The organism is Paenibacillus andongensis (assembly GCF_025369935.1).
Classification (GTDB): domain Bacteria; phylum Bacillota; class Bacilli; order Paenibacillales; family NBRC-103111; genus Paenibacillus_E; species Paenibacillus_E andongensis.
The window spans coordinates 110,874-132,700 of record NZ_CP104467.1 but is presented as its reverse complement, the minus strand read 5'-3'; the positions used below and the strand labels follow the sequence as shown (position 1 = coordinate 132,700).

At 37.6% G+C, this 21,827-nt stretch carries 23 protein-coding genes; all 23 read right to left on the bottom strand.

From position 1 onward, the window contains the following. Nucleotides 1-16 precede the first annotated feature (16 nt). A complete protein-coding gene (locus NYR53_RS00620) occupies nt 17-418 on the bottom strand; it encodes a flagellar protein FlaG (protein ID WP_261303494.1) in 402 nt (133 codons plus the stop codon). Nucleotides 419-508: 90 nt separating this feature from the next. Beyond that, nucleotides 509-1,696, bottom strand: coding sequence for a UDP-4-amino-4,6-dideoxy-N-acetyl-beta-L-altrosamine transaminase (pseC, locus tag NYR53_RS00615; protein WP_261303493.1), 1,188 nt, complete (start codon nt 1,694-1,696; stop codon nt 509-511). A gap of 37 nt (nt 1,697-1,733) precedes the next feature. Beyond that, nucleotides 1,734-2,681, bottom strand: coding sequence for a dTDP-glucose 4,6-dehydratase (locus NYR53_RS00610; RefSeq protein WP_261303492.1), 948 nt, complete (start codon nt 2,679-2,681; stop codon nt 1,734-1,736). Nucleotides 2,682-2,701: 20 nt separating this feature from the next. Beyond that, nucleotides 2,702-3,754: a pseudaminic acid synthase gene (gene pseI, locus NYR53_RS00605; RefSeq protein WP_261303491.1), complete on the bottom strand. Its 1,053-nt coding sequence runs from the start codon at nt 3,752-3,754 to the stop codon at nt 2,702-2,704. A gap of 28 nt (nt 3,755-3,782) precedes the next feature. Beyond that, nucleotides 3,783-4,928 carry an ATP-grasp domain-containing protein gene (locus NYR53_RS00600; protein ID WP_261303490.1) on the bottom strand — a complete coding sequence of 382 codons (1,146 nt, stop codon included), beginning with the start codon at nt 4,926-4,928 and terminating at the stop codon, nt 3,783-3,785. Between the two features lie 49 nt (nt 4,929-4,977). Continuing rightward, nucleotides 4,978-6,030 carry a UDP-2,4-diacetamido-2,4,6-trideoxy-beta-L-altropyranose hydrolase gene (gene pseG / locus NYR53_RS00595; RefSeq protein ID WP_261303489.1) on the bottom strand — a complete coding sequence of 351 codons (1,053 nt, stop codon included), beginning with the start codon at nt 6,028-6,030 and terminating at the stop codon, nt 4,978-4,980. A gap of 9 nt (nt 6,031-6,039) precedes the next feature. Beyond that, complete coding sequence (locus tag NYR53_RS00590) at nt 6,040-6,768, bottom strand: cytidylyltransferase domain-containing protein (RefSeq protein WP_367618607.1); 729 nt, start codon at nt 6,766-6,768, stop codon at nt 6,040-6,042. Between the two features lie 3 nt (nt 6,769-6,771). Beyond that, nucleotides 6,772-7,887 (bottom strand): DegT/DnrJ/EryC1/StrS family aminotransferase, encoded by a 1,116-nt coding sequence (locus NYR53_RS00585; RefSeq protein WP_261303488.1) that lies wholly within the window; start codon nt 7,885-7,887, stop codon nt 6,772-6,774. A 2-nt stretch (nt 7,888-7,889) separates the two neighbouring features. After that, a complete protein-coding gene (locus NYR53_RS00580) occupies nt 7,890-8,921 on the bottom strand; it encodes a polysaccharide biosynthesis protein (protein ID WP_261306227.1) in 1,032 nt (343 codons plus the stop codon). Nucleotides 8,922-8,940: 19 nt separating this feature from the next. Continuing rightward, entirely contained in the window at nt 8,941-9,678 is a 738-nt protein-coding gene (locus tag NYR53_RS00575; protein WP_261303487.1) for a cytidylyltransferase domain-containing protein, read from the bottom strand. Beyond that, entirely contained in the window at nt 9,678-10,706 is a 1,029-nt protein-coding gene (locus NYR53_RS00570) for a polysialyltransferase family glycosyltransferase (RefSeq protein WP_261303486.1), read from the bottom strand. Before NYR53_RS00570 ends, NYR53_RS00575 begins: the two co-directional genes overlap by 1 nt. Beyond that, nucleotides 10,672-11,970 carry a DegT/DnrJ/EryC1/StrS family aminotransferase gene (locus tag NYR53_RS00565; RefSeq protein ID WP_261303485.1) on the bottom strand — a complete coding sequence of 433 codons (1,299 nt, stop codon included), beginning with the start codon at nt 11,968-11,970 and terminating at the stop codon, nt 10,672-10,674. The genes NYR53_RS00570 and NYR53_RS00565 overlap by 35 nt, the downstream gene beginning before the upstream one ends. 15 nt (nt 11,971-11,985) lie before the next feature. Next, entirely contained in the window at nt 11,986-12,669 is a 684-nt protein-coding gene (locus NYR53_RS00560) for a class I SAM-dependent methyltransferase (RefSeq protein WP_261303484.1), read from the bottom strand. Next, nucleotides 12,669-13,679, bottom strand: coding sequence for a Gfo/Idh/MocA family protein (locus tag NYR53_RS00555; RefSeq protein ID WP_261303483.1), 1,011 nt, complete (start codon nt 13,677-13,679; stop codon nt 12,669-12,671). Before NYR53_RS00555 ends, NYR53_RS00560 begins: the two co-directional genes overlap by 1 nt. Beyond that, nucleotides 13,679-14,215, bottom strand: coding sequence for a GNAT family N-acetyltransferase (locus tag NYR53_RS00550; protein WP_261303482.1), 537 nt, complete (start codon nt 14,213-14,215; stop codon nt 13,679-13,681). The genes NYR53_RS00555 and NYR53_RS00550 overlap by 1 nt, the downstream gene beginning before the upstream one ends. 5 nt (nt 14,216-14,220) lie before the next feature. Beyond that, nucleotides 14,221-14,862, bottom strand: a complete 642-nt coding sequence (locus tag NYR53_RS00545; protein ID WP_261303481.1) for a pseudaminic acid biosynthesis-associated methylase — start codon at nt 14,860-14,862, stop codon at nt 14,221-14,223. A 2-nt stretch (nt 14,863-14,864) separates the two neighbouring features. Next, nucleotides 14,865-16,763, bottom strand: a complete 1,899-nt coding sequence (locus tag NYR53_RS00540; RefSeq protein WP_261303480.1) for a motility associated factor glycosyltransferase family protein — start codon at nt 16,761-16,763, stop codon at nt 14,865-14,867. Further along, a complete protein-coding gene (locus tag NYR53_RS00535; protein ID WP_261303479.1) occupies nt 16,763-17,356 on the bottom strand; it encodes a DUF8042 domain-containing protein in 594 nt (197 codons plus the stop codon). The genes NYR53_RS00540 and NYR53_RS00535 overlap by 1 nt, the downstream gene beginning before the upstream one ends. Nucleotides 17,357-17,549: 193 nt before the next feature. Continuing rightward, nucleotides 17,550-19,304: a flagellin N-terminal helical domain-containing protein gene (locus NYR53_RS34320; RefSeq protein WP_290428980.1), complete on the bottom strand. Its 1,755-nt coding sequence runs from the start codon at nt 19,302-19,304 to the stop codon at nt 17,550-17,552. 231 nt (nt 19,305-19,535) lie between these two features. Further along, on the bottom strand, nt 19,536-19,763 hold the full coding sequence (gene csrA / locus NYR53_RS00520) for a carbon storage regulator CsrA (RefSeq protein ID WP_261303478.1): 228 nt from the start codon (nt 19,761-19,763) through the stop codon (nt 19,536-19,538). Nucleotides 19,764-19,767: 4 nt separating this feature from the next. After that, on the bottom strand, nt 19,768-20,223 hold the full coding sequence (gene fliW / locus NYR53_RS00515; protein WP_261303477.1) for a flagellar assembly protein FliW: 456 nt from the start codon (nt 20,221-20,223) through the stop codon (nt 19,768-19,770). 85 nt (nt 20,224-20,308) lie between these two features. Continuing rightward, nucleotides 20,309-20,878 carry a DUF6470 family protein gene (locus tag NYR53_RS00510; protein WP_261303476.1) on the bottom strand — a complete coding sequence of 190 codons (570 nt, stop codon included), beginning with the start codon at nt 20,876-20,878 and terminating at the stop codon, nt 20,309-20,311. 21 nt (nt 20,879-20,899) lie between these two features. Then, the gene (gene flgL / locus NYR53_RS00505) at nt 20,900-21,796 is read right to left on the bottom strand and encodes a flagellar hook-associated protein FlgL (protein ID WP_261303475.1); all 897 of its coding nucleotides are present in this window, start codon (nt 21,794-21,796) and stop codon (nt 20,900-20,902) included. Between the last annotated feature and the right edge of the window lie 31 nt (nt 21,797-21,827).

Here is a 21,827-nt window from a genome sequence, read left to right as displayed (position 1 = left end):
TTTTATTTCGTTCTCCCTATCTTCTTTCATCTACCATAATTCCTGCCATTTCCCATAGCTTAGCTACCATATCTAACGTTTTCTCTGGGGGAATCTCGCGAATAACTTCACCAGTATCTTTATCGAGTACCTTTACCATGATTTGCTTCGTTTTCTCGTGAATTGAAAATTCGAAGGAAGTTGTCCGTCCTTGCAGCTCTTTATTAGCACGTTCAATAGCTTTGATAATCTGCTGGTCACCGTATGTAACAGGTGCCCCTTCCATTTCAATTTTCTTTAAATCACTAGTTGTTTGAATGTTCTCGGTAACATTAACATCTGGTTCTTTGGGGGAAGGGGAAGGGCTAACAATTGGGGTATTACCAATCGATGCACTTGAGAATGAAGCTCCGTTTCCAACAGAAAAATCGCTAGCCATTTAGATAACCTCCACTAATAAAATATATACCTTTATTATCGGCTAAGCGAAGATAAACTGTAATAGTAAAAATGAAACTTTCTAGATGGCTTAGAAAGTTTCATTTTGGATTTTACGAACCGCTCCCACGACATCTTCCATATCTTTGGTTGTCATTCTAGGAAATAACGGAATAGTTATTATTTCCTTATATAATGTCTCAGCTTCGGGGCAAATGCCTTTTGTGTAGCCTAGTTTTTCATAGTAAGGGTGTAGGTAAACAGGTAGATAGTGAACGTTGACTCCAATATTCTCCGCACGAAATGCTTCAAAAATCTCTTTGCGCGACAACTTTGACTTGGACAAATCAAATCTCAAAATAAATAAGTGCCAACTAGATGAAGTATCTTCATGTTGACGAGGTAATGTAATACCAGGAAGCCCACTCAATTCTGATTGATAATAAGAAGCGATTTCTCTACGTCTTGCAACGAAACGATCTAACTTATCCATTTGGGTAATGCCCAAAGCTGCTTGCATATCAGGCATTCTATAGTGGTATCCTAATTCTTGCATTTCATAATACCAAGGACCCTCATTGTGAGTTAACAAAGAAGGATCTTTCGTGATTCCATGACTACGGAAAAGCTGCATTCTATAATAAAAATCCTCGTTATTGGTAACAATAACGCCGCCCTCAGCTGTAGTTACGTGTTTGACAGGATGAAAGCTGAACATTGTCATGTCGGCAAGTGTGCCTACTTTACGACCTTTGTAAGTAGCACCTATAGAATGGGCGGCGTCTTCAATAATGATCAAGTTATGTTCATTAGCAATCTGTCGGATCTCATCCATCTCCACAGGCTGTCCAGTGAAATCAACAGGAATAATAGCTTTCGTGCGAGATGATAATTTAGCTCGGATATCTTGAGGATCTATGTTATAAGTTAGTGGATTAATATCTGCAAAAACAGGGGTACCGCCTTGATACAATACGCAATTACTGCTTGCTGCAAATGTGATGGCCGAAGTAATGACCTCATCACCCGGACCAATGCCCGCGGCAAAACAAGCTCCATGCAAAGCAGCAGTTCCACTTGAAAAAGCGACCGCGTACTTCGTACCTGCATACTTAGCTACCTTTTGTTCAAACTCTGCAATCTTAGGCCCTTGAGTGATTAGTTCGCCTCGCAAAACATCAAGAACAGATTGAATATCTTCTTCATCAATCCACTGCTGACCATAAGGTAACAGGGTAGGTCTAACTGGATTTCCACCGTTAATAGCTAATTGATTCATTTGAACGAACCTCCCCTATTATAAAACAAGCCACCTATTACATCAGGTGACTTGTTTGTATCCATTGTTCCGTGCGAGAAATACCTTCCTCGAGAGAAAATTGAGGCTCCCATCCAAGTAGAGATTTCGCTTTATCGTAATTGCTAAGCAATTTCTGAATTTCACTTTGGGGATGGATATGAGGAACATGTTTAATTCTCGATTCATCGCCAACAATAAGCTTTGCCAAATCATTAACGGAGATATCCCGGCCAAGACCCGCATTGACAATTTGACCATTGACGGCATCGGAATATCCCGATTCAACCACGAAACGAGCACAGTCTTCTACATAAAGTAGATCACGTGTCTGAGTACCCTCACCGTAAATATTGAGATCATTGCCATTTAATTTATTTCTTAGGAAAATAGCGACCACTCCGCCTTCTCCGCCCGTCTTTTGGAAAGGCCCGTATGTATTAAAAGGTCGGATTACAACCACAGGAAGGTCATAGGCATAATAATAGGAGAGTACCATGTTCTCAGCAGCAATTTTCGCCCCTGCATATGGAGAAGCAGGCTTCGTAGGATGAAGCTCTGTTATTCCTGTTTCATCCGTACAACGATCATACACCATACACGTGCTCATAAACACAACTTTAACGTTATGCTTGCGACATTGTTCCATGACATAGAATGTACCTACAGCATCATTATTAAAGGTCGTACGAGGGTCATCAATAGAATCTTGAACATTAATGGAAGCTCCAAGATGATAACAGATCTCGAAGTTTACAGACGAAAATAAACGCTCTAGAAGCGCTTCATCTTTGATATCACCAATGATGATTTCACGTAACCCAGAATGGTCACGAAACTCATCTAAATTATCTTGACGACCATTGGACAGATCATCAAGAATCCAGACTTGGTGGCCGTCTGCAAGCAACCTTTTAGCGACCCATCGCCCGATGAAGCCGGCTCCGCCGGTTAATAATACATTCATTTTTTGTGCCTCCTGAGTAATCATTGAAATAGTTCCCATGTTACTGGTGTACCCTTTTTCACATCTGTTTGTACTCGTTTCCCCAACAGAATGTCATAATATTTAGGCGGCAGTCCGAAACCTGGACGAATTGCACGCATATTTTTGTCAGTTAGGACTTCTCCCGCTTGGATATCTTCGGAGATATATAGGGATCTGCGATATTGTAGTGACGCCTTCTCTTTATCCGTGGGACCATAGCTAATATGACCGAGAGATTGCCATGCCCTCTCACTTTCAATAACCAAAGCAGCCATCTCTTCAGGTTCCATAGAAAAAGTCGAATCAACGCCGCCATCCGCACGTCGAAGAGTAAAATGCTTTTCAATAACAGTTGCACCTACAGCAACACTTGCCACCGCTACGCCAACACCCATCGTATGATCAGATAACCCTACTTGGCATTGAAATAACTCCTTCATATGCGGAATCGTCAATATATTCGTGTTGTCTGGAGTTGAAGGATATGTGCTTGTACACTTCAACAAAACGATATCTTGACAACCCGCTTCACGTGCCGCTCTTACTGTTTCGTCCAGCTCTGCTGCAGTGGCCATACCAGTCGAAATAATCATTGGTTTTCGTGTAGAAGCAACTTTCCTAATCAAAGGCAGATCCGTGTTTTCGAATGAAGCTATTTTGTAAAGCGGAACATCTAACGACTCTAGAAATTCAACAGATGACTCATCAAATGGTGTACTAAACCCTATCATCCCTAGTTCACGACAACGATCAAAAATCGGTTTGTGCCACTCCCATGGAGTGTAGGCTTCCCCATATAATTTATGTAAGGAGGTCCCTTTCCATAGACTTTCGGAATCACTTATAAAAAATTCTCTCTCTGACAAGTCAAGAGTCATTGTATCCGCTGTGTAAGTTTGCAATTTTAATGCATGTGCGCCTGATGCTGCGGCAGCATCTACAATAGCTAATGCTCTTTCCAGTGAATGATTATGATTTCCGGACATTTCTGCGATGATGAATGGTCTATGACCAGAACCTATGCGAAATTTACCAACCGTTATCTCACTCAAATTATCCCCTCCAAACTTAAGTGTTAAATTAATTTATATCAAATGATACATTTTTTTTCAATTCATTTAGCATTGAACAAAAAGCATCATAACTATCATCAACCACGATAGCATATCCTACACGATCGAGACTACTGCGCAATTGAGAAACTATATCGCCAATTCCAACAAAGAATTCATAACGCACTATTTTCTTATTTGTTCTCAGGAACTCTAAGCCCCTTATCTCCATTAATTTACCTGATGGAGCGGTAAAAAAGACAATGCCAGCGAACCTATTTATGGATATTTCCTCAATAATCGGTTCATCTAGAATAAGATTAATGTTATTCCCCAACATGTCATAACCAGTTGCTAGAGGTACAAGATCAGAAGTAATATAATCCCCGCCTAAACGCGGCCCAATTTCGATAATAAATATACCTTCATCATTAATTTTCAATTCAGTGTGGGCTACACCATTTGAGAAGCCAATTGCATATAAGGCAGACTTAATCAAATTTTCTATTTGCTCATACCTATCATGAGATAAGTTAGCTGGTATTATGTGCCCTAACTCTACATAATGCGGTGCTCCTGTAGTACTTTTTTCCGTAATCGCAATCATTTTTGTTTTCCCTTTAATGGTAATACTCTCAACGGAGTACTCATTTCCAGTTATGTATTGTTCCATAATCAGAATTTGATTTTTAGATGAAAGCAATGATTGTTCATACGCTAGTTTAATTTCTTCGTTATGATCAATTCTAAAAACACCACGGCTTGCCGAAGAATCAACCGGTTTGAGAATGAAAGGCAAACCAATATTTTCAACCTGATAATTAATATCTGCCTCTTTGGTTATTTTGGCGAACTTCGGTGATAAAATGCCACTTTCACTTAGTATCTCACGTAACAACAGCTTATTAGTAGCAATTAATGCTGTCACAGGACTTAAACCAATCAGACCCAGTTCTTGTGAAATTGAACTTGTGGTTCGCATAGGATAATCCGAATTTGTAATAACCCCAGACACATCCTCTTGACAAGCTAGTTTCAATAACTCATTTGTGTTATTAGTACTGATAGGATGAAACTCATCTGCCTCAAATTTTCCAGGAGCATCATTGTTCATATCAGCTGCAATAGTATAAATCCCTTTGCTTTTCGCTTTACGAATCAAAGGAATTTGCAAGTTTCCCGCTCCTAAGATTAATAGTTTCCGCATAAGTCACCTTCTCACTTTACAACTTGTCCTTAATTTTATCGAAAATAGCAGCAATTCCTTGGCATTCGCTGTTGCCCATGAGTAGAAGAGCTTTATGACTCATCTCTAGGAGCATTTCTTTCTGTTCAAATGCTTTGGATATTTGTTCGGCAATCACCTGATCATTTAATGTTGCTTCCCATCCTAAACAACGTGTAGCTCCAGTTGATTCAACAGCCTCTGTTGATCGTCTTTGATTTTCAGCCAATAGAATAGTGAACGATGGTAATCCTAGGAAGCATCTTTCCCATGTGGTTATACCGCCAGCTCCAATGGCCAAATCCGATTTTGCCATCATTTCTGCCATATTTGAAACTTGGAAATGTGTGCAGAAATGACTATCACGCTTACAAAATTCCTCGATTTGGTTTTTATACGGATTCGATGCGCCTATCACAACATCTATCTTTCTATTTCCTAAATCAAGTTTGGATAGTGCAGTTATTACTTTAAATGTTGTATTATATGGATCACTTCCCCCAAGAAAAACGAGAACACGTTTTACAGTGCCGCTTCGTTGGGTGAGCTTCTTTCTTTCCCAATAAAATTCTTCTCTAAGAAAAGCATATTGCGGCCCTAATAGCAGCTGGCAATTTGGAGGTGTCTTACCTATGTATCTCGTCTGCATATCCAAATCAAGATTCTGATCGATCAATACATCACAATCATGGTTACGATTTGCTAGATCATCTATGACAATAATACTTCGAGTTTTCTCTCGTAATTTTTGTTCCCATTGATAATCTAATCCGTAATGATCGACTATTATCCAATCTACCTTCATAAATAATTGATTAATTGCTTTAATCGTCCCATAAGCATCTTGTTCCCAATTAAGTTCCTGATCTAACCTGACGACATTGTAACTTTTGTCTTCAAGCCAATCACATAGATTCCCCATAGCTGTTTTGCATACAAATGTTACATTAGCATGATAATTTTTTTTGAGGTAGTCAGCAAGTGCTAAACAACGCATAACATGGCCAGTCCCTATTTCAACAGATGCATCTGTTCTAATAATTACATTCATAGTCCTCACCTATATGACTGGTTTTTGTATTATATGTGAATTTATGGATGCGACTTCCGGATGTTTTACCAAGAAATCAACAATATGTTCACAATCAATAAGTTTATCGGGATATACATCAGCTAATTTTTTACATAATTCATAATCATCTTCAGTATCTAAGGTAATTCTCAAATTAGATTCTTTCATCTTTAGTGGAATATCACATGAAACCGTCTTAAATTCCTCAATAAACTCATATCCATAGTAAGTTACATGTTCCCGATGCCTTGCTTCATGCCCCTTAGTATGAAAATACGCTAACGCTTCGAATGAAACGATTTCTACGGTTAATCCTCTCGGTTGATCTTCTGGAAATACTACAAAATCAACAGGATTGTTCCTTAAGGTATCCATTCCTTTTCTGGCTTGTTTAAAGTCAACAAAAGGACAATCCGAAGTAACTCGTATTACGTAATCAGCGTCATACTGTTTAGCACAATCATAAAACCGAGAAAGGACATCCTGCTCCGAACCTCGAAAATAAGGGATTTGGTAATCCTTACACCATTCGGTAAGTATATCGTCCAAAGGATTCTCTGTTGTCGCTACAACTACTTCATCAGATAGGAAATGTTTACTTCGCGAAATTACATAATCTAGAACACAACTATCTCCAAGAGGTAAAAGCACTTTACCTGGTAGCCTCTCTGAGCCCATTCTTGCTTGAATGATGGTTACGAATTTGATAAATAACACTCCTTAAGAACAAGCATGAAAGTCCCATTCATTAACATGAGTACATATATCCTTTATTTGTTCTTTGCTATATGTCCCGTCCACCCATAAATTTACTACCTCTTTTTCCAAAATCAAACTGTTCAAATGAATTTCATTTCCTTCAAAAAGCCTCGGGTAATAAGGATACCACGAGCTGCAATGAATATTCTTCGAACGCAAGTATGCTAGTAATGAGTCCCGTTTGTTGGAATCCATTCTAAAAGTGAATCTCCACGAAGTGCTTCCCTCATGGATTTGCGCTAAGTCAATATCATCTCTGCTTAATAAATCTTTATACAATTGAGCGTTCTCTAATCTCAGTGCGGTTTTATCAGAAAGGGAATCTAACAAAAGAGCAATTTTCTCTGAATAAGTTGGCTGATATGGCATAACAAAACAATCTTTATAATTAGTCTGTATATTTAACAGATTTTCAGTAGAGTTCTTATTCCAAGCAGTTTGGTTTCGAATACTTTCGTAGTATTCTTTTCTGTAATTTTCTTGCATATCATTTACAGAAAAATGACTTCCCTTAAGAAAATTTTCCTGAAGTTTCTTTTCTAATTTACATATTTCATTATAGAGTACTAAGTCATCGGTCAATACAGCTCCACCATGTCCTGCTTCAAGAACTTTAGTATGACCAAAACTAAGAATACTGGCAAGACCAAATGATCCACAAGGCTTCCCTTTATACGAAGCTCCCATAGACTGGGCAGCATCTTCGATTACTTGCACACTATATTTGTTAGCAATGGATTGAATTGTTTCCACATCATATATATGACCGTACAAATGAGTAGGTACAATATATTTAATCTGCCGATTATTTTGCAAGGCCTCTTCAAGCTTAGTCAGATCCATTGTAAAATCAGAAAGTGATATATCAGAGAATTCTGGTGTTGTTCCCGCATACATTGCAGCACTATAGGCTACTAGACAACTTGTACTGGGAAACAAAGGCCTCTGATTTGAAGAAAGCTGCAATGCTTGAAACAATAAAGTTAATCCCGATGTACCCGAGCCAACTAGGACACAATATTTCCTTTGAAAAGTATCAGCAATTTTTTGTTCTAAACTCAATTTCTTTATATTCATATCTATCCCTTATAGATAGTATAGTCTGATAAGAATTCCTCGACCATACTAATCACTTCTTTTTTAGAAATCGGCATTTGCTCGTGAGAGCTGTAAGAATGAGGCTCAGCTTTCTTCTTAAGAGTGTGCGTAGTTGCTTTATCTAATAGTGGATTCACAATAACGAACATGTCCTCTTGCTCTATAGCATCCTTCGCTTCTATCTCAGTCATTAATTCCTCAAACATCTTCTCTCCTGTTCTAAGACCTATTGCTTTGATCTGTACCTCAGAAGGATCTATTCCAAACTTTGGAGCAGCAAGCTCGATTACAGCATTAGCTAAGTCATCTAATTTTAGTACAGGCATCTTTAGTACAAAAATTTCCCCGCCATTAGCTAGCTCCATGGCTTTAATCGTCAATGAAGTTGCCTGTTGTTGTGTCATCATGAATCTTGTCATAGTAGGATCAGTAATGCTAATTTGGCGATTTTTTTGAATTTGGTTTATGAACAATGGGATAACAGATCCTCTTGAACCCATCACATTACCGAAACGAACCGCCGCGAATACAGTACCATGAGAACCGCTATTATATTGAGCTGAAGCAATTAATCTTTCGGCCATTAATTTTGACGCCCCATACGTGTTAGTAGGAGCTATCGCTTTATCTGTACTTGTAAATATTGTTTTCTTTACGCCTGCAGATATTGAGGCTTGTATAACATTTTGGGTTCCAATAATATTTGTTTGTACCGCTTCAAACGGATTATATTCACAGAACGGAACATGCTTCATCGCTGCAACATGAAATACATAATCAATATCACGCATAGCACGAAGTACACGATCACTATCGCGAACATCACCAATTAAATACCGAATATTTGTGAAATCTTTCATATGTTGTTGAAGCTCAAATTGTTTATGTTCATCTCTACTGAAAATACGAACGACAGCTGGATTCTCTAACAAAATATGCTTGAGAAGACCTTGACCAATTGTACCTGTTCCACCAATTATTAAGATTTTCTTATTATGAAAGAACCCTGCCATTGTTGGACACTCCTTATCATTATCGGGCATTTCGTTGCTGTATAGTACTATTAATTGAAAGAAGCTCAGTGTTTTTGCTTAGAAAGTTAACAATTTGGTATAGGTCGAAATTCTTGTTGATTGGGTAAAGCTCTTCGTAAATTTTTCTTATTAATTCATAGTCTTCTACAGTATCCAAGGTAAGACGAAAATTAGGGCGTCTCAAGTAAACAGGAGCTTCAATATTACTAAGATGAAAGGTTTCGGGACGTTCATAGATATAAAGAGAAACATGTTCACGATCTGCAGGATCCTGAGTAAGCTGTTCTATTTCTTTTAAAAGAGAAGTTCGAAAAACTTCAACTCCAAATCCTAGTGGATACGTAAGAAACATTTGATTTGTGACGAAATCTAAATATGGATTCTCTAACATCCGTTCTATTACGACATCTATGGTTTCTGCATCCATTAAAGGACAATCACTTGTAATCTGTATAATTAAATCAGTATTAGTTACTTCAGCTGCTCGCAATGTCCTTAAGAGAACATCTTCTTCGCTTCCCCTATAACACAATACTTTTTGTTCCTTTGCAGTATCCTCAACAATATCATCACTTTTATTTATTGTGGTTGCTATAACAATATCATTGATATATCGAGATTTTCTTAATCTCTCTATTAGCCTAATAAGAGCCGGTTGACCTGCGAGATCCATCATAATCTTGCCTGGTAAACGGGATGAAGTCATGCGAGAAGCAACAACTGCACTAATTTGCATTATAAGGAAAATACCTCCTTAATAAAAGCTATTACTCTAACTGTTGAATTGCCATCCAACCATAGAAGCTGATTTTTCTTTAGCTTAATTTCATATAAATTTATATAGTCCACCAAGGAACTATTAAAAAAATCATACAACTTTTCCTTCGTATAAAAAGCGGGGAGTAGATTCAGCTTACTTGTGATAGAGGTATCGTTTCCCTGCAAGTTAGGCTGATAACTCAATGCTGGTACACCCATTAAATATGAATGTAATAACCCCATTGTCGACATTCCTATGATTAAATGATAGTTTGGCAGTAGGTCTAGCAATTGCCCCTCCACCAATCTTTCTTTATATAGCACTTTAAGATATTCTTGATCTTTTGGGTGTAACTTAATATCGAATGTATAATGATGATTGTTAGTAAAAAAGCTGAGACAATCCTCAATAGCATCTTTTTCTGTAAAACCAAGCTCATTTCCGTATAAAACGGACAAAGGTTGGGAAAGAAATAATACTTTCATGGTTGTATCCGATATTAAATGACGACCCGATTTAATTTGACTTTGACTTCTCTGAATAATAGTGTCCATTCCTGGATGTCCGAGAACACGAATAATGGATTCCGGTACTCCATGATCAACTGCTTCTTCTCGTGCTATCTCATCCATTACAATATAATACGTTGGAAAGATGTGTGCTTTGTCTTGAATTTCTAACCGTTCCATGTAGTTGGACCAGTAATCAAGTACTGTTAGGGTGGGCACACCTTTATATTCAAATAATTGAATCACCGTTTGCTCCAAACTACTTCCCCAACTAGTGCCTGTTACAAGACCACAAAACTCATTGTTCGCTAACTCTACTTCAATTTTGCTCAAAGTAGCAGTGTAATCAAATTTAGTTCCGGACTGTACGACATCGGTATGTGTTCCATAAAAAGAGTGTGGAAGATTTAATATTTCCGCACGATCAACCAAAGGTTTAATTACATCATGACCACCTGGATCATGAGAAAGAAACAGAATCTTTTTGATGGTCATAAAGCTGGTCCCGTTCTTCCCATATTTTCAAAATAGCTGCGCAAAAATCATCAATATCTGCCGCAGTAAAAGGCTCTCGGCATATATCTGCTGAAATAAATTTGTTATCATACAATTCTTCTACAACTGGACATATCCCTCTCTCATATTTCTGGATTGGATTATCAATCAAAGAAAAAGGAATCGTTGTTTGATTATACACTTTTTTATGTTGGTACATAGGAAGCATATAAATCGGCTTTTGATATCCTCCATAAACAGGGAATCCTTCTGCCTTCAAAGCATCCGTAAAAACTTGTCGAGAAATACCCCAGATTTCACTTTCAAATACAATTGGATATACGTAATAGGAGTGCTCGTATCCTTCTGGAGTCGTTACTCCTTTAATGCCCGGTATTTGCGCTAGCTTATTTGTTATTATATCTGCTAATGCTCTTCTTTTCACAAGAAATCCATCCAATTTCTTTAACTGTTCAATTCCAATAGCCGCATGTAACTCGGTCATCCTATAATTATTTCCAAGGACAACGGTTTCCCAATCATTTACATCATCAACAACCATTTCACCATGATTCCGTACTAACTGGCAGCGGCGCGCTAAGTCTTCATCATCTGTTACAATGATACCGCCTTCACCACTATGAATAACCTTGTGATAGTTCAAACTAAATATGCCTAAATGACCAAAAGTAGAAGCAAATTTACCATTAATGGTAGCTCCAGGAGCCTGAGCATTATCTTCAATAACGTACAAGTTATGTTTATTTGCGATTCTTAAAATTTCAGGAAGGTCTGCTGGCAAACCAAAGAGGTTAGTAACAATAACCGCTTTAGTTCTCGGCGTTATCCACTTCTCCATTTCAAAAGGATTTAAATTAAACGTATCTGGATCTATATCAACAAACACGGGCACTGCATTGTTCATAAGAACGGCCGAAGCAGTTGCAACCATCGTATAAGGTGTTACAAGGACCTCATCACCCGGACCTATTTCACAGGCAGCAATTGCAGCATGAAGGGCGGTCGTGGCTGAATTTACAGAGATAGCAAACTTAGAACCAAATTTCTTTGCAAAACTATCTTCAATTTCTCTTACTTTATTTCCACCAAAAAAACCACTACCCGCTCTACCATAAAAAGCAGATAAGCTCCCTGATTCCATAACTTTAAGTACAGCTTCTGTTTCTTCAGCACCCATAGTATTCACCCAAGGAATCGGTTCTTTACGAATTGGAGTACCGCCTAACAAAGCTAATTTACTCATGATTCATTACACCTCTCACTTAACTAATTTTACTAAAAAATTACTCTCAACAAATTCACAATTATTCATAGTTTGATCTATTCGATCTATAAATACTTGGCTAAATGATGAGGTTAATTCAGTTAATTCATCCCTTGAAAAGAAATGCATCGTCATACCGTTCTCATGGAATGATGATTTATTGGAATCATTCTCATGAATAATAAAGGTGTTCTTCTCTATTTCGTTTCCCTTTCGAAAACGATGATCATCCGTAGATCTTACGACAATAAAAGCGACCCCATCTTTTTTCAAAACACGAAATAGTTCTTGAAAAGCTAATTCTATTTGAGAATATGTTAGGTAATATAGAACCGCGTAAGAAATACAGCCATCAAAAGAATCTGACTCAAAAGGTAAATGAGATGCTGAATTGACTGAAGTTTCAATATTATGAAATTCACCCTCTAATGTCATCTTATTAATATAATCGATAGCTGAATCGGAAACATCCGATGCAGTGACTTTGTATCCTTCACTTGCTAGAAAGAAGGTGTGCCTTCCGCTACCTGCTCCTAAATCCAATAAGCGAAGACTTTTCCCCCTAGGGAAGTGATGGAATACAAATTGAACAACAACTTCCGATGGATACCTCAATCGAAAGTTGTTCATATTGTGCAAGTCGTTCCATTTCTTTATAGTTGCCTCATATATTAACACTAGATTGTCACCTCAACTTTTTGCCATGTTTTGCTCTGAAAAGACCTCTCTATAGCTCGTCCAACATATAGTGGAATGCATGCATCCTCTAATTTGCAAAACGGCGTATCTTTTTCATTTAAGACAGAAATAAGATTTTCTATAGCTAACTTTAGAGCAGATTGGGTGAGTATTTGGCCAAATTCCTTCTCGATATAAAGTTCTTGAAACCCCGTAAACAATGAATGCGCGCGATTTACATAATAAAATATTTGATTGCCACTTTGCTTGATTTCAATTTTTCCACGTTCAAAGTAAAGATCGATTTCAAAGAAATAATAATGTCTATCGTCAAATGCTTCTGCATAGCCTGTTTGTCCATCCTGAAGCTTAAACAAAAAACTATATGAAGGATCATTATCTTTGTCTGCTGATGTTAGAACTTGATTGGCCGTAAAAACTTCTGTTATATCCGATGTAAGCCAACGGATCAAATCAAATAAATGAGTTCCAGAATTATATATGCCTCTAGTATATCTGGCATGAATCTTTTGAAGAGAGCCATATTGATTACTGCGGATAAAGTCTCTGATTTGAATAAACTCAGGAATCCAACGTCTAGATATATTAGGAACTATGATACCGTTATAAGTCTGGACTAACTTTAAGATATGCTCTGCCTCTTCAATATTTAAAGCTAAAGGCTTCTCACAAAAAATAATCCTTGCTCTTGAAATTTCAATAATTTCTCTTAGCTCATTAAATCGATTAATTGGGGGAGTACAAATACTAACTATGTCAACTTGACTATTTTCATTAAGCATTTCCAAGTAGTTGTTATAAAACCTTGTCTTCGCAGCAATTCTATGCAAGTCTGATTCTCTTGTGACATTCACATCAGCAGCAGCCACCAAGTTTATGTGACTATTCGTCTCATAGGCCAAACAATGACTAGATGGGTGCACTCGCTTCTCTTCAAAATCATACATGAGTCCTATTTGACCTAAACCAATAACTACAGAAGAGAACATCAAAGCATCTCTCCCTTTAACATCGCCATTAAGACAACGTCAACATAATTACCGTGTTTGAAAATATGGTTTCGTTTAACTCCTTCATGCCTAAACCCCAATTTTTCATAAAGACGTATAGCAGATTTATGAGAATGAATAACACCAAGCTCAATTCGATTTAGATTTAGTTGGTTAAATCCATGTTCACAAATAAGCCGAATAGCTTCTTCGCCCAACTTTTTCCCCCAATAATCCTTATTTCCAATAATAACACCCATTTCAGCAAAGCGATGTATAGCATCCATGTTATGGAGGCCTACATTACCAATATGAGCATTATCTTCCTTATGGATAATAGCAAGAATCAAATTAGTAGAATTATTAATGACTTGATCAAAATAATCTTGCTGTTGCTTCCGGCTTAGTGGAAGCGCTCCTTTAAGCATATGATGTGTTACCTCTGAGTCATGGAACCAGTCCATATACGGACCAAATAAATCTTCTTGCTCGATTTGGCGCAAGTACACCTTATTTCCTGAAAGGAAAGGTTTCATTTATATCAACCCTTAACTGGTTTTTCAAGTAAGAACATTTGATCGATTTGATCATTTTGCAAATATTTATACTTTTCTTCTTTAACTAAAATAAGATCAGGAAATTGTTTTAAATACAACTCACAGAAATTTGTTTTCCACATGGCCTGTTGATTACCGCGATAATCTTTTTCTTCATAAGCTTCAGAATAGTATTCTAAGCCCCAGATGTAGCGTTTGCTAACACGATAAATCTCATTCAATGCTTTGGAAATATCTTCTGGAGCAATATGAATTAAAACACCACTTGTATATACTAAGTCGAAATATTGATTCTTGAAAGGCAAATCAAAAGCATGTCCTTGAATAATGTTGATTCCTTTTGATAATTGTTTTGCTCTCTCAACAGCATAAGACTGAAGCTCAATACCGTATAAATTTTCGTACTTTAAACTCTGCAGATTACGAAGCTGATTCCCTACATTACAACCAACTTCCAATAAATTATCGATTTTCTTGTCAGAAAGAAATTTTTGATTCATTTCTGAACGAGTATATCCATATTGAGCTCTATAAATATCATCAAGTTCACCTACAGAGAAAGTATTTCTTTCTGTGTATTCTGCACCGAATTCACTTGTCCAAAGATCCATTTGGCTTGTTTTCATATCTAAAATGCCCCCTGTTTAATTTCTGCTTCTTCCGACTTCTCGAACGTGGAAACTAATAGTTTAAAAAACACAGAAGTATCTCGCATTGCTAACTGGCAAGAGTAAATATAACTACCAAATATGTTAATTATTAAGTTTGCCTTTTCAAATACATCAGTTTCTTTTTGGATTTTACCAAGATCCTTTTGCAACATAGCATATTCCAATCTAACCATTGGCTGCAAACAAACCTTATAGTATTGATTGTCGTAAAGTCGCTGATTATATCTATTAAATTTTTCAATTAATTTTTGAACTTGAGCATTATGGCGTAGTAAAGCAACTGTTTCAAGTTTTTTTACTGCTCTAACAATATCAATAACCAGTTTATCAAGATCCTCGAAATCTTTCTCCAAGATCTTCATTTTCTCAATAATATATGTAAAATCGTAATCACTCTCATCTTCGATCTCAAACCAATTGGATTCAACAATACGTTCATGAAGAAAGCGGTTTATAACATCTTCTAATGCAATAAACTCAGCTCCCTTAATCTTTGCTCCGTTTGTTGTAGTATTATAAATCATAATTTTGGAATTCATAGTAGTAATATATTGTTCCATCGCCATACGACTCGAGTTATGTGCGGCACTAGTGATGACTTTCCCACCATCCACACTCTCAATCTCAATAACCGTTTCTAAATCGTGAGTTGTCAATTCCGTGCTACGATCGCTGTAACTAACACCACTAGTGTAGTACTTGTTATTTTTATATGCGAAGTTTTGTCCAACTAAAATGACTTCACTGCACTCAAGTTTATTAAGTACTTCTAACGCTATAATGGCTACTGAAGGTGCATCCAAAACCACTTGATTGCCGAACTGTTGATACAAGCGTTCTTCACCAATAAGAAAATTAGAGATAGAATCTTGACTAGTAATCATATGAAGTTTAGGACCTGGATAAAGTTCCAATGTCTGCAGACCCACTGAAGAACCAAAGATTAAAGGAATATTTTCTATTTTTTGATCAATTATTTCTTGGAATACTAAATGATTGACTGTTGAAGGATCATAGGTGCAAATTGCATCAGGATATATCCCTTGATTAATTAGAGCTTTATTAGCCGAGCCAACGGCAATTATATAAGCAAGACCGTTTTCTTTGATTTTTTTCAATCTTTCATATTCTTCTTCTAAAGACGGTCCTGCTGATACTATTACAGCTGGTTTTCCTTCAAAGTACTTTTTCTTAGTCCCTATAATAGAAGGTGTACGCATAACTTTTGAAAAATTCGCCATGCTGTTGACCGTCCACAACCGTTGAAAATAGTTATTTACACCAATAGATAAACGCTGTTCTTGGAGTTGTGTTCTGAACTTCTCTAAAAAAGTCTTATAATGTGTAGAAAAAATTCGCTCATAGGTAGGATGAGGAATAATAATTACATCTCCTAAACCTTGACTAGCAAAATGGTTCATGTAGAAGTCCGCTAGATTGTCTAAATATATATTAATAGCCTTATGCAAGCCTACTTGGCGATAAGAACGATATTTCATACATTCTCCAAATACAACTGGGAATGGGTCGAAAACAGAATAATTAATTTCCGGGTATTGCTCAACTATTTGTTCAACGTGATAACCAAATCCAAATCCATAAAATAGTACATGCTTTGCTTTCTGCAGTTCATCAGCATACTTTTCTATAATTTTTTTCGCTTCAAATATAGGGTCATATTGACTATGAAAAGACAATATTTTTTCATTTGTTCTTATTTGAATAATGGGTTGCCCTGATTTTGAAGTAATTACTTCTATTGGCTCTTGTTCGAAAATTGAGCGCTTATCTTTTAGAAATTGAAGTACTTGCGGAAACTTTCTTGCAAGAAACGCTTCATTATCGTTCCAATACATTATTTTTTCCCCACCTTCTGTAAGCCTTCTACATAGTCGTTCAACAGCTGCAACAGAGGTATCTGTTCGTAAGTTATTAAATCAGCCAAACCAATAAAGTCCTTTTCTTGAAGAGAGCTAAACATTTGAATAAATTGCGCTTGTAGCTTGGATAGGGTCTCACGAAAAAAAAGATTATTAGACGAGCTTGCTTCCGATTCTTGCAAATAATGAAGTGCTGATATGACCCATTGTGCCCCCTCGGAGAATTCAGAAAGCGAGCTACTTACTTTCTCTTCATCACCTTGATATAACCGTTCTACCAAAACGTGCAATGAAGGTAGCGCACTCGTCAAATAGTCAAAAAGAGTATTAATAGTCTCTATTTTTCTTTCAACTGGAGTAAGTAAAATAATCTGTAATGATTCAATCTGTTTAATTTCATCTTCAATTTTCATCCGAAAATCACTATATATTTCGTTATCATTTAATAGTATATGACTCAAAAAATACTTGTCTTCTGCCAACAAAATAGCCAAATTGTTAAATAATAAATCGATGCCTTGTTTATCATTACTGTATTCAATAGTTTCACTTAGAAGATTAACTAGCATTTTTGGGTCCTCCATCTTTTAGTTACACTTAATACTAATGTTATCGGCAGATTAACATCACATTATTAGCAAATGCAGTAATATATCATTGGAAATTACTACATATTAATACCTTGTCTGCAGTAATACGACTTATTTCAACAAAAAAAGGTCTGGCCTATGGCCAAACCCTTTTCGAGAAAACTTATTGATATTAACGTAGCAATTGAAGTACGCCTTGTGGTTGTTGGTTAGCTTGAGCAAGCATGGATTGTGCTGCTTGGGAAAGGATGTTGTTTTTAGTGAAGGTCATCATTTCTTTCGCCATATCAACATCACGAATACGGGACTCAGCACCAGTTAGGTTCTCAGAAGCAGTATTCAAGTTGTTGATTGTGTGCTCCAAACGATTTTGTACAGCACCAAGGTTTGCACGTTGTGTTGAAACGGCTGAGAGTGCAGTATCAAGATTAGTTATAGCTGCAGATGCTCCTGCTTGAGTGGATACATCAATACCAGCAATACCTAGAGCTGCAGTACGCATATCTTTAATTCCGAAAGTAAGGTTTTGACCTCTGTTAGCACCGATTTGGAAAGTCAAGCCGCCAGCGCCGCCTGCTTCTGTTTGTGCTTGTGTTAAACCAAGCCCATTAATTGTGTTATGACCAGTAATTTCAGAGAAATTAATAGGACCCGACTGTGATGAAATCACAATTCTACCGTCAGAAGTAGTAGAAGAAGTAACCGCTTGGATATATCGTGGGTCTGCTGCATTAAGACCAGCCCCCGAATTGTATCCGGAAATTGCTGCGTTAATCGCATTAGCAAGTATGGTAGCTCCAGAAGCCAAGGAAGTCGTTCCACCAGAAATTACTCCAGAAAGAACACCAGCATTAAACGTAGTATTCATTGTAACGCCATTAATTGCGAATGTGATTTGATCTGTTGTAGCAACTTGAGGACCACTATATGTAGCAGTACCAATCGAAGTTGCCCCTGACATAAATCCAGATGCACCACCAACTTGGAAGACAGTACCCGTCGCGCCACTACCACCAAAGAATACTTCACCTACAGATGTTGCATTACCGAACTGCATGGAGATATTGGAGGAAGTTCCTTTTGTAGCACTTGCAATATCCAGGTTACCATTAGTTGTATCTGTATAAATATTAACATGACCAACATTTGCTCCATTTGAACCCGCAGAAGCGTTATACGCATCGATTGCTGCATTCAAACCTTTAGTTAAAATTGAAGTTACACTTGCCACTTGCGATGCCCCAACAGTAGAACCAGTAGTGATTCCTTGGAGAGCTGCAATATCAGTTTGCGATAGTACACTACCCCAATCAACTGAAATGTTGTGGCCATCGATATTGAATACATCGGCTTTAGCGCCAGAAGCTTGAGTGTAAGTAGCTTTGTCACCAGAAATAGTAGTGGTACCTGATAGTTGCACAAGGCCACTGAAAATTGCACCAGACAAAGTAGCTACAACTGCACTTGTTGTCGAGTTTGCAGCAACGGTACCAGTTGCACTAGATTGCAAGCTACCATTCAACAATTTCTTCGTATTGAACTCTGTTGTGTTACCAATACGATCGATCTCTGATTTCAACTGACTAACTTCGCTTTGGATCGCTTTACGATCATCATCTGTGTTCGTACCATTCGCAGATTGGTCAGCCAATTCGCGCATACGTTGTAGAATGTCGTGAGTTTCGTTAAGTGCACCCTCTGCTGTTTGAATCAAGGAGATACCATCTTGCGCATTTTTGGAAGCCATGTCAAGACCGCGGATTTGCGCTCTCATTTTTTCGGAGATTGCAAGACCTGCTGCATCATCACCAGCACGGTTAATACGGAAACCGGAAGATAATTTCTCTAAGGATTTGCCTGTTGCTGCGCTGTTGCGCGCAAGGGAGTTGTCTGTGTTCAATGCTGCAATGTTATGCTGAATTCTCATGTGTTTCTTCCTCCTTGAATTGGGTAGTGCCACATCCATGTGGCTCTGCTATAGAAACTAGGTCGGCCGCCCTATATCTCTTAGCTTCTAGTATATATATCGACATATATGTTAGAAAGTTTATAGCAATTTGATATTTTTTATTATACAAATAAAAAGCCCCCTTAAAGACCCGTCAAATGTTCCAGCAAGGAGCATTTGACAGGTCTTTAAGGGGTAATTGAGTGTCCATTATTTCTTCTTAAACCATTGTCCCAAATCATCTAAGTTAATAGAGCTCTGGAGTGCTTCTTTATTTGACTGCTGAATAGCTAAGTATATTTCTTTTCTGTACACTTCAACACTCTTCGGGGCATTTATTCCGATCCGAATGGACTCACCTTCAATGCTTAATATCGTAAGCTCCACTTGATCTCCAATCATAATGGACTCACCTTTTTTGCGAGACAAGACAAGCATATGCTTACACCTCCGTTGGTGCTAATTGTGGCATTGAATCGTCGATTAGCTTATGTTTAGTTTGATATGGGCTCTTATGTAAAATAATTTGCTTAGCTAGTTTCTCTGTAGCATTAAGAACAATAGGAGCAAGTAAATTGACCGTTGCATCAGTAACGGATTCACGAATGGAGACCATACACCAAACAGAGACGTCTTCTTCCTTCTGTATCCTCATCTCTTCCTTGGTAACTTCGGTTAAATCAATCCCATAATCAGAATAAAATAAGAACGGATTCGCTATAATGAAGGAAATATCCGGAGCTTCTAATGATTGCAGGAATGAAAATGGAATCTCCAGGTTGGGTTGAAGTAAAGCATAGGTTGTGAGTTCTTCAAATCCAGGAAGCCCCTGAATGAAGGTTATTTTCTTCTCATCATCTATTTCAATTTCTCCAAATTGTCTTGTATTTATAAGCATTTAAATCCCTCCGTTATGATTCATATTTTAAAAAAGCGTACCATACACCTTCGATCCTCAGGGTGCGGGTACGCTAATTTTTATTTCAAACTTTCATATCTATTTGAGGTGGAATAATCTCTACTTTAGGCCACTGCAGCATAGAAATATTAACTTTCCCAGGATGATAAGTAACTTCAGGCTTATTAGGATGCGTATTAATGTTAACATGCCCGTCAGTAACGTTAATTTCTACTTTATGAGGTATATAATCAATCTTCACATTAAGACTTGATGCTTCACCATAATAATCAAACTCATGGAACGCGTATGCTTCTTCTTGACCGATATCAGCGATCGGATTACCACCTAGATGAATAGCGGCAAGGCGATTACCTTCTTCAACCTTTTTTCCAATACCTTGCAAGGCAACCTGCGATGATTGCGTATAAATACGCGTCATTGCCTCCAAGATCCCACCACTTCCAAGCGCATCCCAGGCTTTGCTTTGATCAATAATTAACTCACCTCGTGGAGAATGTATATCCACCTGAGGAGGAGTCGTATTGACTTCATACGTCGCATTTGGTTGTACCATCTCCTGAGAAGCATTGATGGTTTCAATACCGATTTGACCATATTGCTGCCGAATTTGTATTTGCGGAATTGATGGCATTAGTACAATTCCTCCAAAAGCTTATTTTAGAAAATCCAACAGACTTGGTCGAATTATTTTGGAGCCAGTAGAAAGAGAGGCTTCATATACATTCTCATCTGTCTTAAGTTGAGTAATAACTTTCGCCATGTCCGCATCTTCTGTCTTAGAGAGAAGACTGGTGATATTCACTCCGGTATCCTTCAAGCGATTCGTTGTAAGATCTATTCGATTCTGTTTAGCTCCAATATCAGCCCGCTTTTCTAGGAATATGTCAGTTCGGGAGTCTAATAGGCCAATTGAATCAGAGACACCTTGATAGTTTCCTGAACTAAGGTTATCCATGATTTTCTTTATTACTGCAAAAGCATTGTCAGGTGAAGCAGGGGACCCGAATACCGCATCACCAGTAATGTTCACTGCTAGCTTTGATCCTACACCTACTTCGAATTGAATATCTCCAGTATCGGTAAAGTCTTTATCTGCAGTTGCATCTGTATATGGTCTAGCATCTGTAGTTTGACCATTAAACACATATTTACCATTAAATTGACTATTTCCAATTTGAACAAGTTGCCCGTACAATTGCTTCATTTCACTATTGATAGCATCAAGTGCCTCTGGAGGATTCGTACCATTGGCTCCTTGTACCGCGAGTTCCCTCACACGGTGAATGACGTCCCCTGCTTGGTTCAGAATGGTATCCGAGTAATCTAACCAAGAGGAAGCCGAATCAGCATTCTTTTGATACTGTTCATTACTTGAGATTTCGCTTCGATACCTCATGGAGAAGCTTATACCCACTGGATCATCGGATGGTTTATTAATTTGTCGACCGGTTGCCAACTGATTTTGAAGATTATCAAGTCGTTTTAGATTACTATTTAGATTGGTGAGTAACTGTGTGTTCATCATTCCTTGCGTAACTCTTTGAGGCAATACAATAACCACCTTTCATCCTAGTTTCGTT

What these genes read in the sequence shown, in the direction of transcription:
- NYR53_RS00535 (WP_261303479.1), bottom strand. Translation starts at nt 17,356, where the DNA reads ATGCTAGTTAATCTTCTAAGTGAAACTATTGAATACAGTAATGATAAA.
- csrA (WP_261303478.1), bottom strand. Translation starts at nt 19,763, where the DNA reads ATGCTTGTCTTGTCTCGCAAAAAAGGTGAGTCCATTATGATTGGAGAT.
- NYR53_RS00540 (WP_261303480.1), bottom strand. Translation starts at nt 16,763, where the DNA reads ATGTATTGGAACGATAATGAAGCGTTTCTTGCAAGAAAGTTTCCGCAA.
- pseG (WP_261303489.1), bottom strand. Translation starts at nt 6,030, where the DNA reads ATGAATGTAATTATTAGAACAGATGCATCTGTTGAAATAGGGACTGGC.
- NYR53_RS00565 (WP_261303485.1), bottom strand. Translation starts at nt 11,970, where the DNA reads ATGAGTAAATTAGCTTTGTTAGGCGGTACTCCAATTCGTAAAGAACCG.
- NYR53_RS00580 (WP_261306227.1), bottom strand. Translation starts at nt 8,921, where the DNA reads ATGGCAGGGTTCTTTCATAATAAGAAAATCTTAATAATTGGTGGAACA.
- NYR53_RS00575 (WP_261303487.1), bottom strand. Translation starts at nt 9,678, where the DNA reads ATGCAAATTAGTGCAGTTGTTGCTTCTCGCATGACTTCATCCCGTTTA.
- NYR53_RS00610 (WP_261303492.1), bottom strand. Translation starts at nt 2,681, where the DNA reads ATGAATGTATTATTAACCGGCGGAGCCGGCTTCATCGGGCGATGGGTC.
- NYR53_RS00585 (WP_261303488.1), bottom strand. Translation starts at nt 7,887, where the DNA reads ATGAATATAAAGAAATTGAGTTTAGAACAAAAAATTGCTGATACTTTT.
- pseC (WP_261303493.1), bottom strand. Translation starts at nt 1,696, where the DNA reads ATGAATCAATTAGCTATTAACGGTGGAAATCCAGTTAGACCTACCCTG.
- NYR53_RS00545 (WP_261303481.1), bottom strand. Translation starts at nt 14,862, where the DNA reads ATGAAAACAAGCCAAATGGATCTTTGGACAAGTGAATTCGGTGCAGAA.
- NYR53_RS00570 (WP_261303486.1), bottom strand. Translation starts at nt 10,706, where the DNA reads ATGACCATCAAAAAGATTCTGTTTCTTTCTCATGATCCAGGTGGTCAT.
- NYR53_RS00555 (WP_261303483.1), bottom strand. Translation starts at nt 13,679, where the DNA reads ATGTTCTCTTCTGTAGTTATTGGTTTAGGTCAAATAGGACTCATGTAT.
- NYR53_RS34320 (WP_290428980.1), bottom strand. Translation starts at nt 19,304, where the DNA reads ATGAGAATTCAGCATAACATTGCAGCATTGAACACAGACAACTCCCTT.
- NYR53_RS00620 (WP_261303494.1), bottom strand. Translation starts at nt 418, where the DNA reads ATGGCTAGCGATTTTTCTGTTGGAAACGGAGCTTCATTCTCAAGTGCA.
- fliW (WP_261303477.1), bottom strand. Translation starts at nt 20,223, where the DNA reads ATGCTTATAAATACAAGACAATTTGGAGAAATTGAAATAGATGATGAG.
- NYR53_RS00550 (WP_261303482.1), bottom strand. Translation starts at nt 14,215, where the DNA reads ATGAAACCTTTCCTTTCAGGAAATAAGGTGTACTTGCGCCAAATCGAG.
- NYR53_RS00510 (WP_261303476.1), bottom strand. Translation starts at nt 20,878, where the DNA reads ATGCCATCAATTCCGCAAATACAAATTCGGCAGCAATATGGTCAAATC.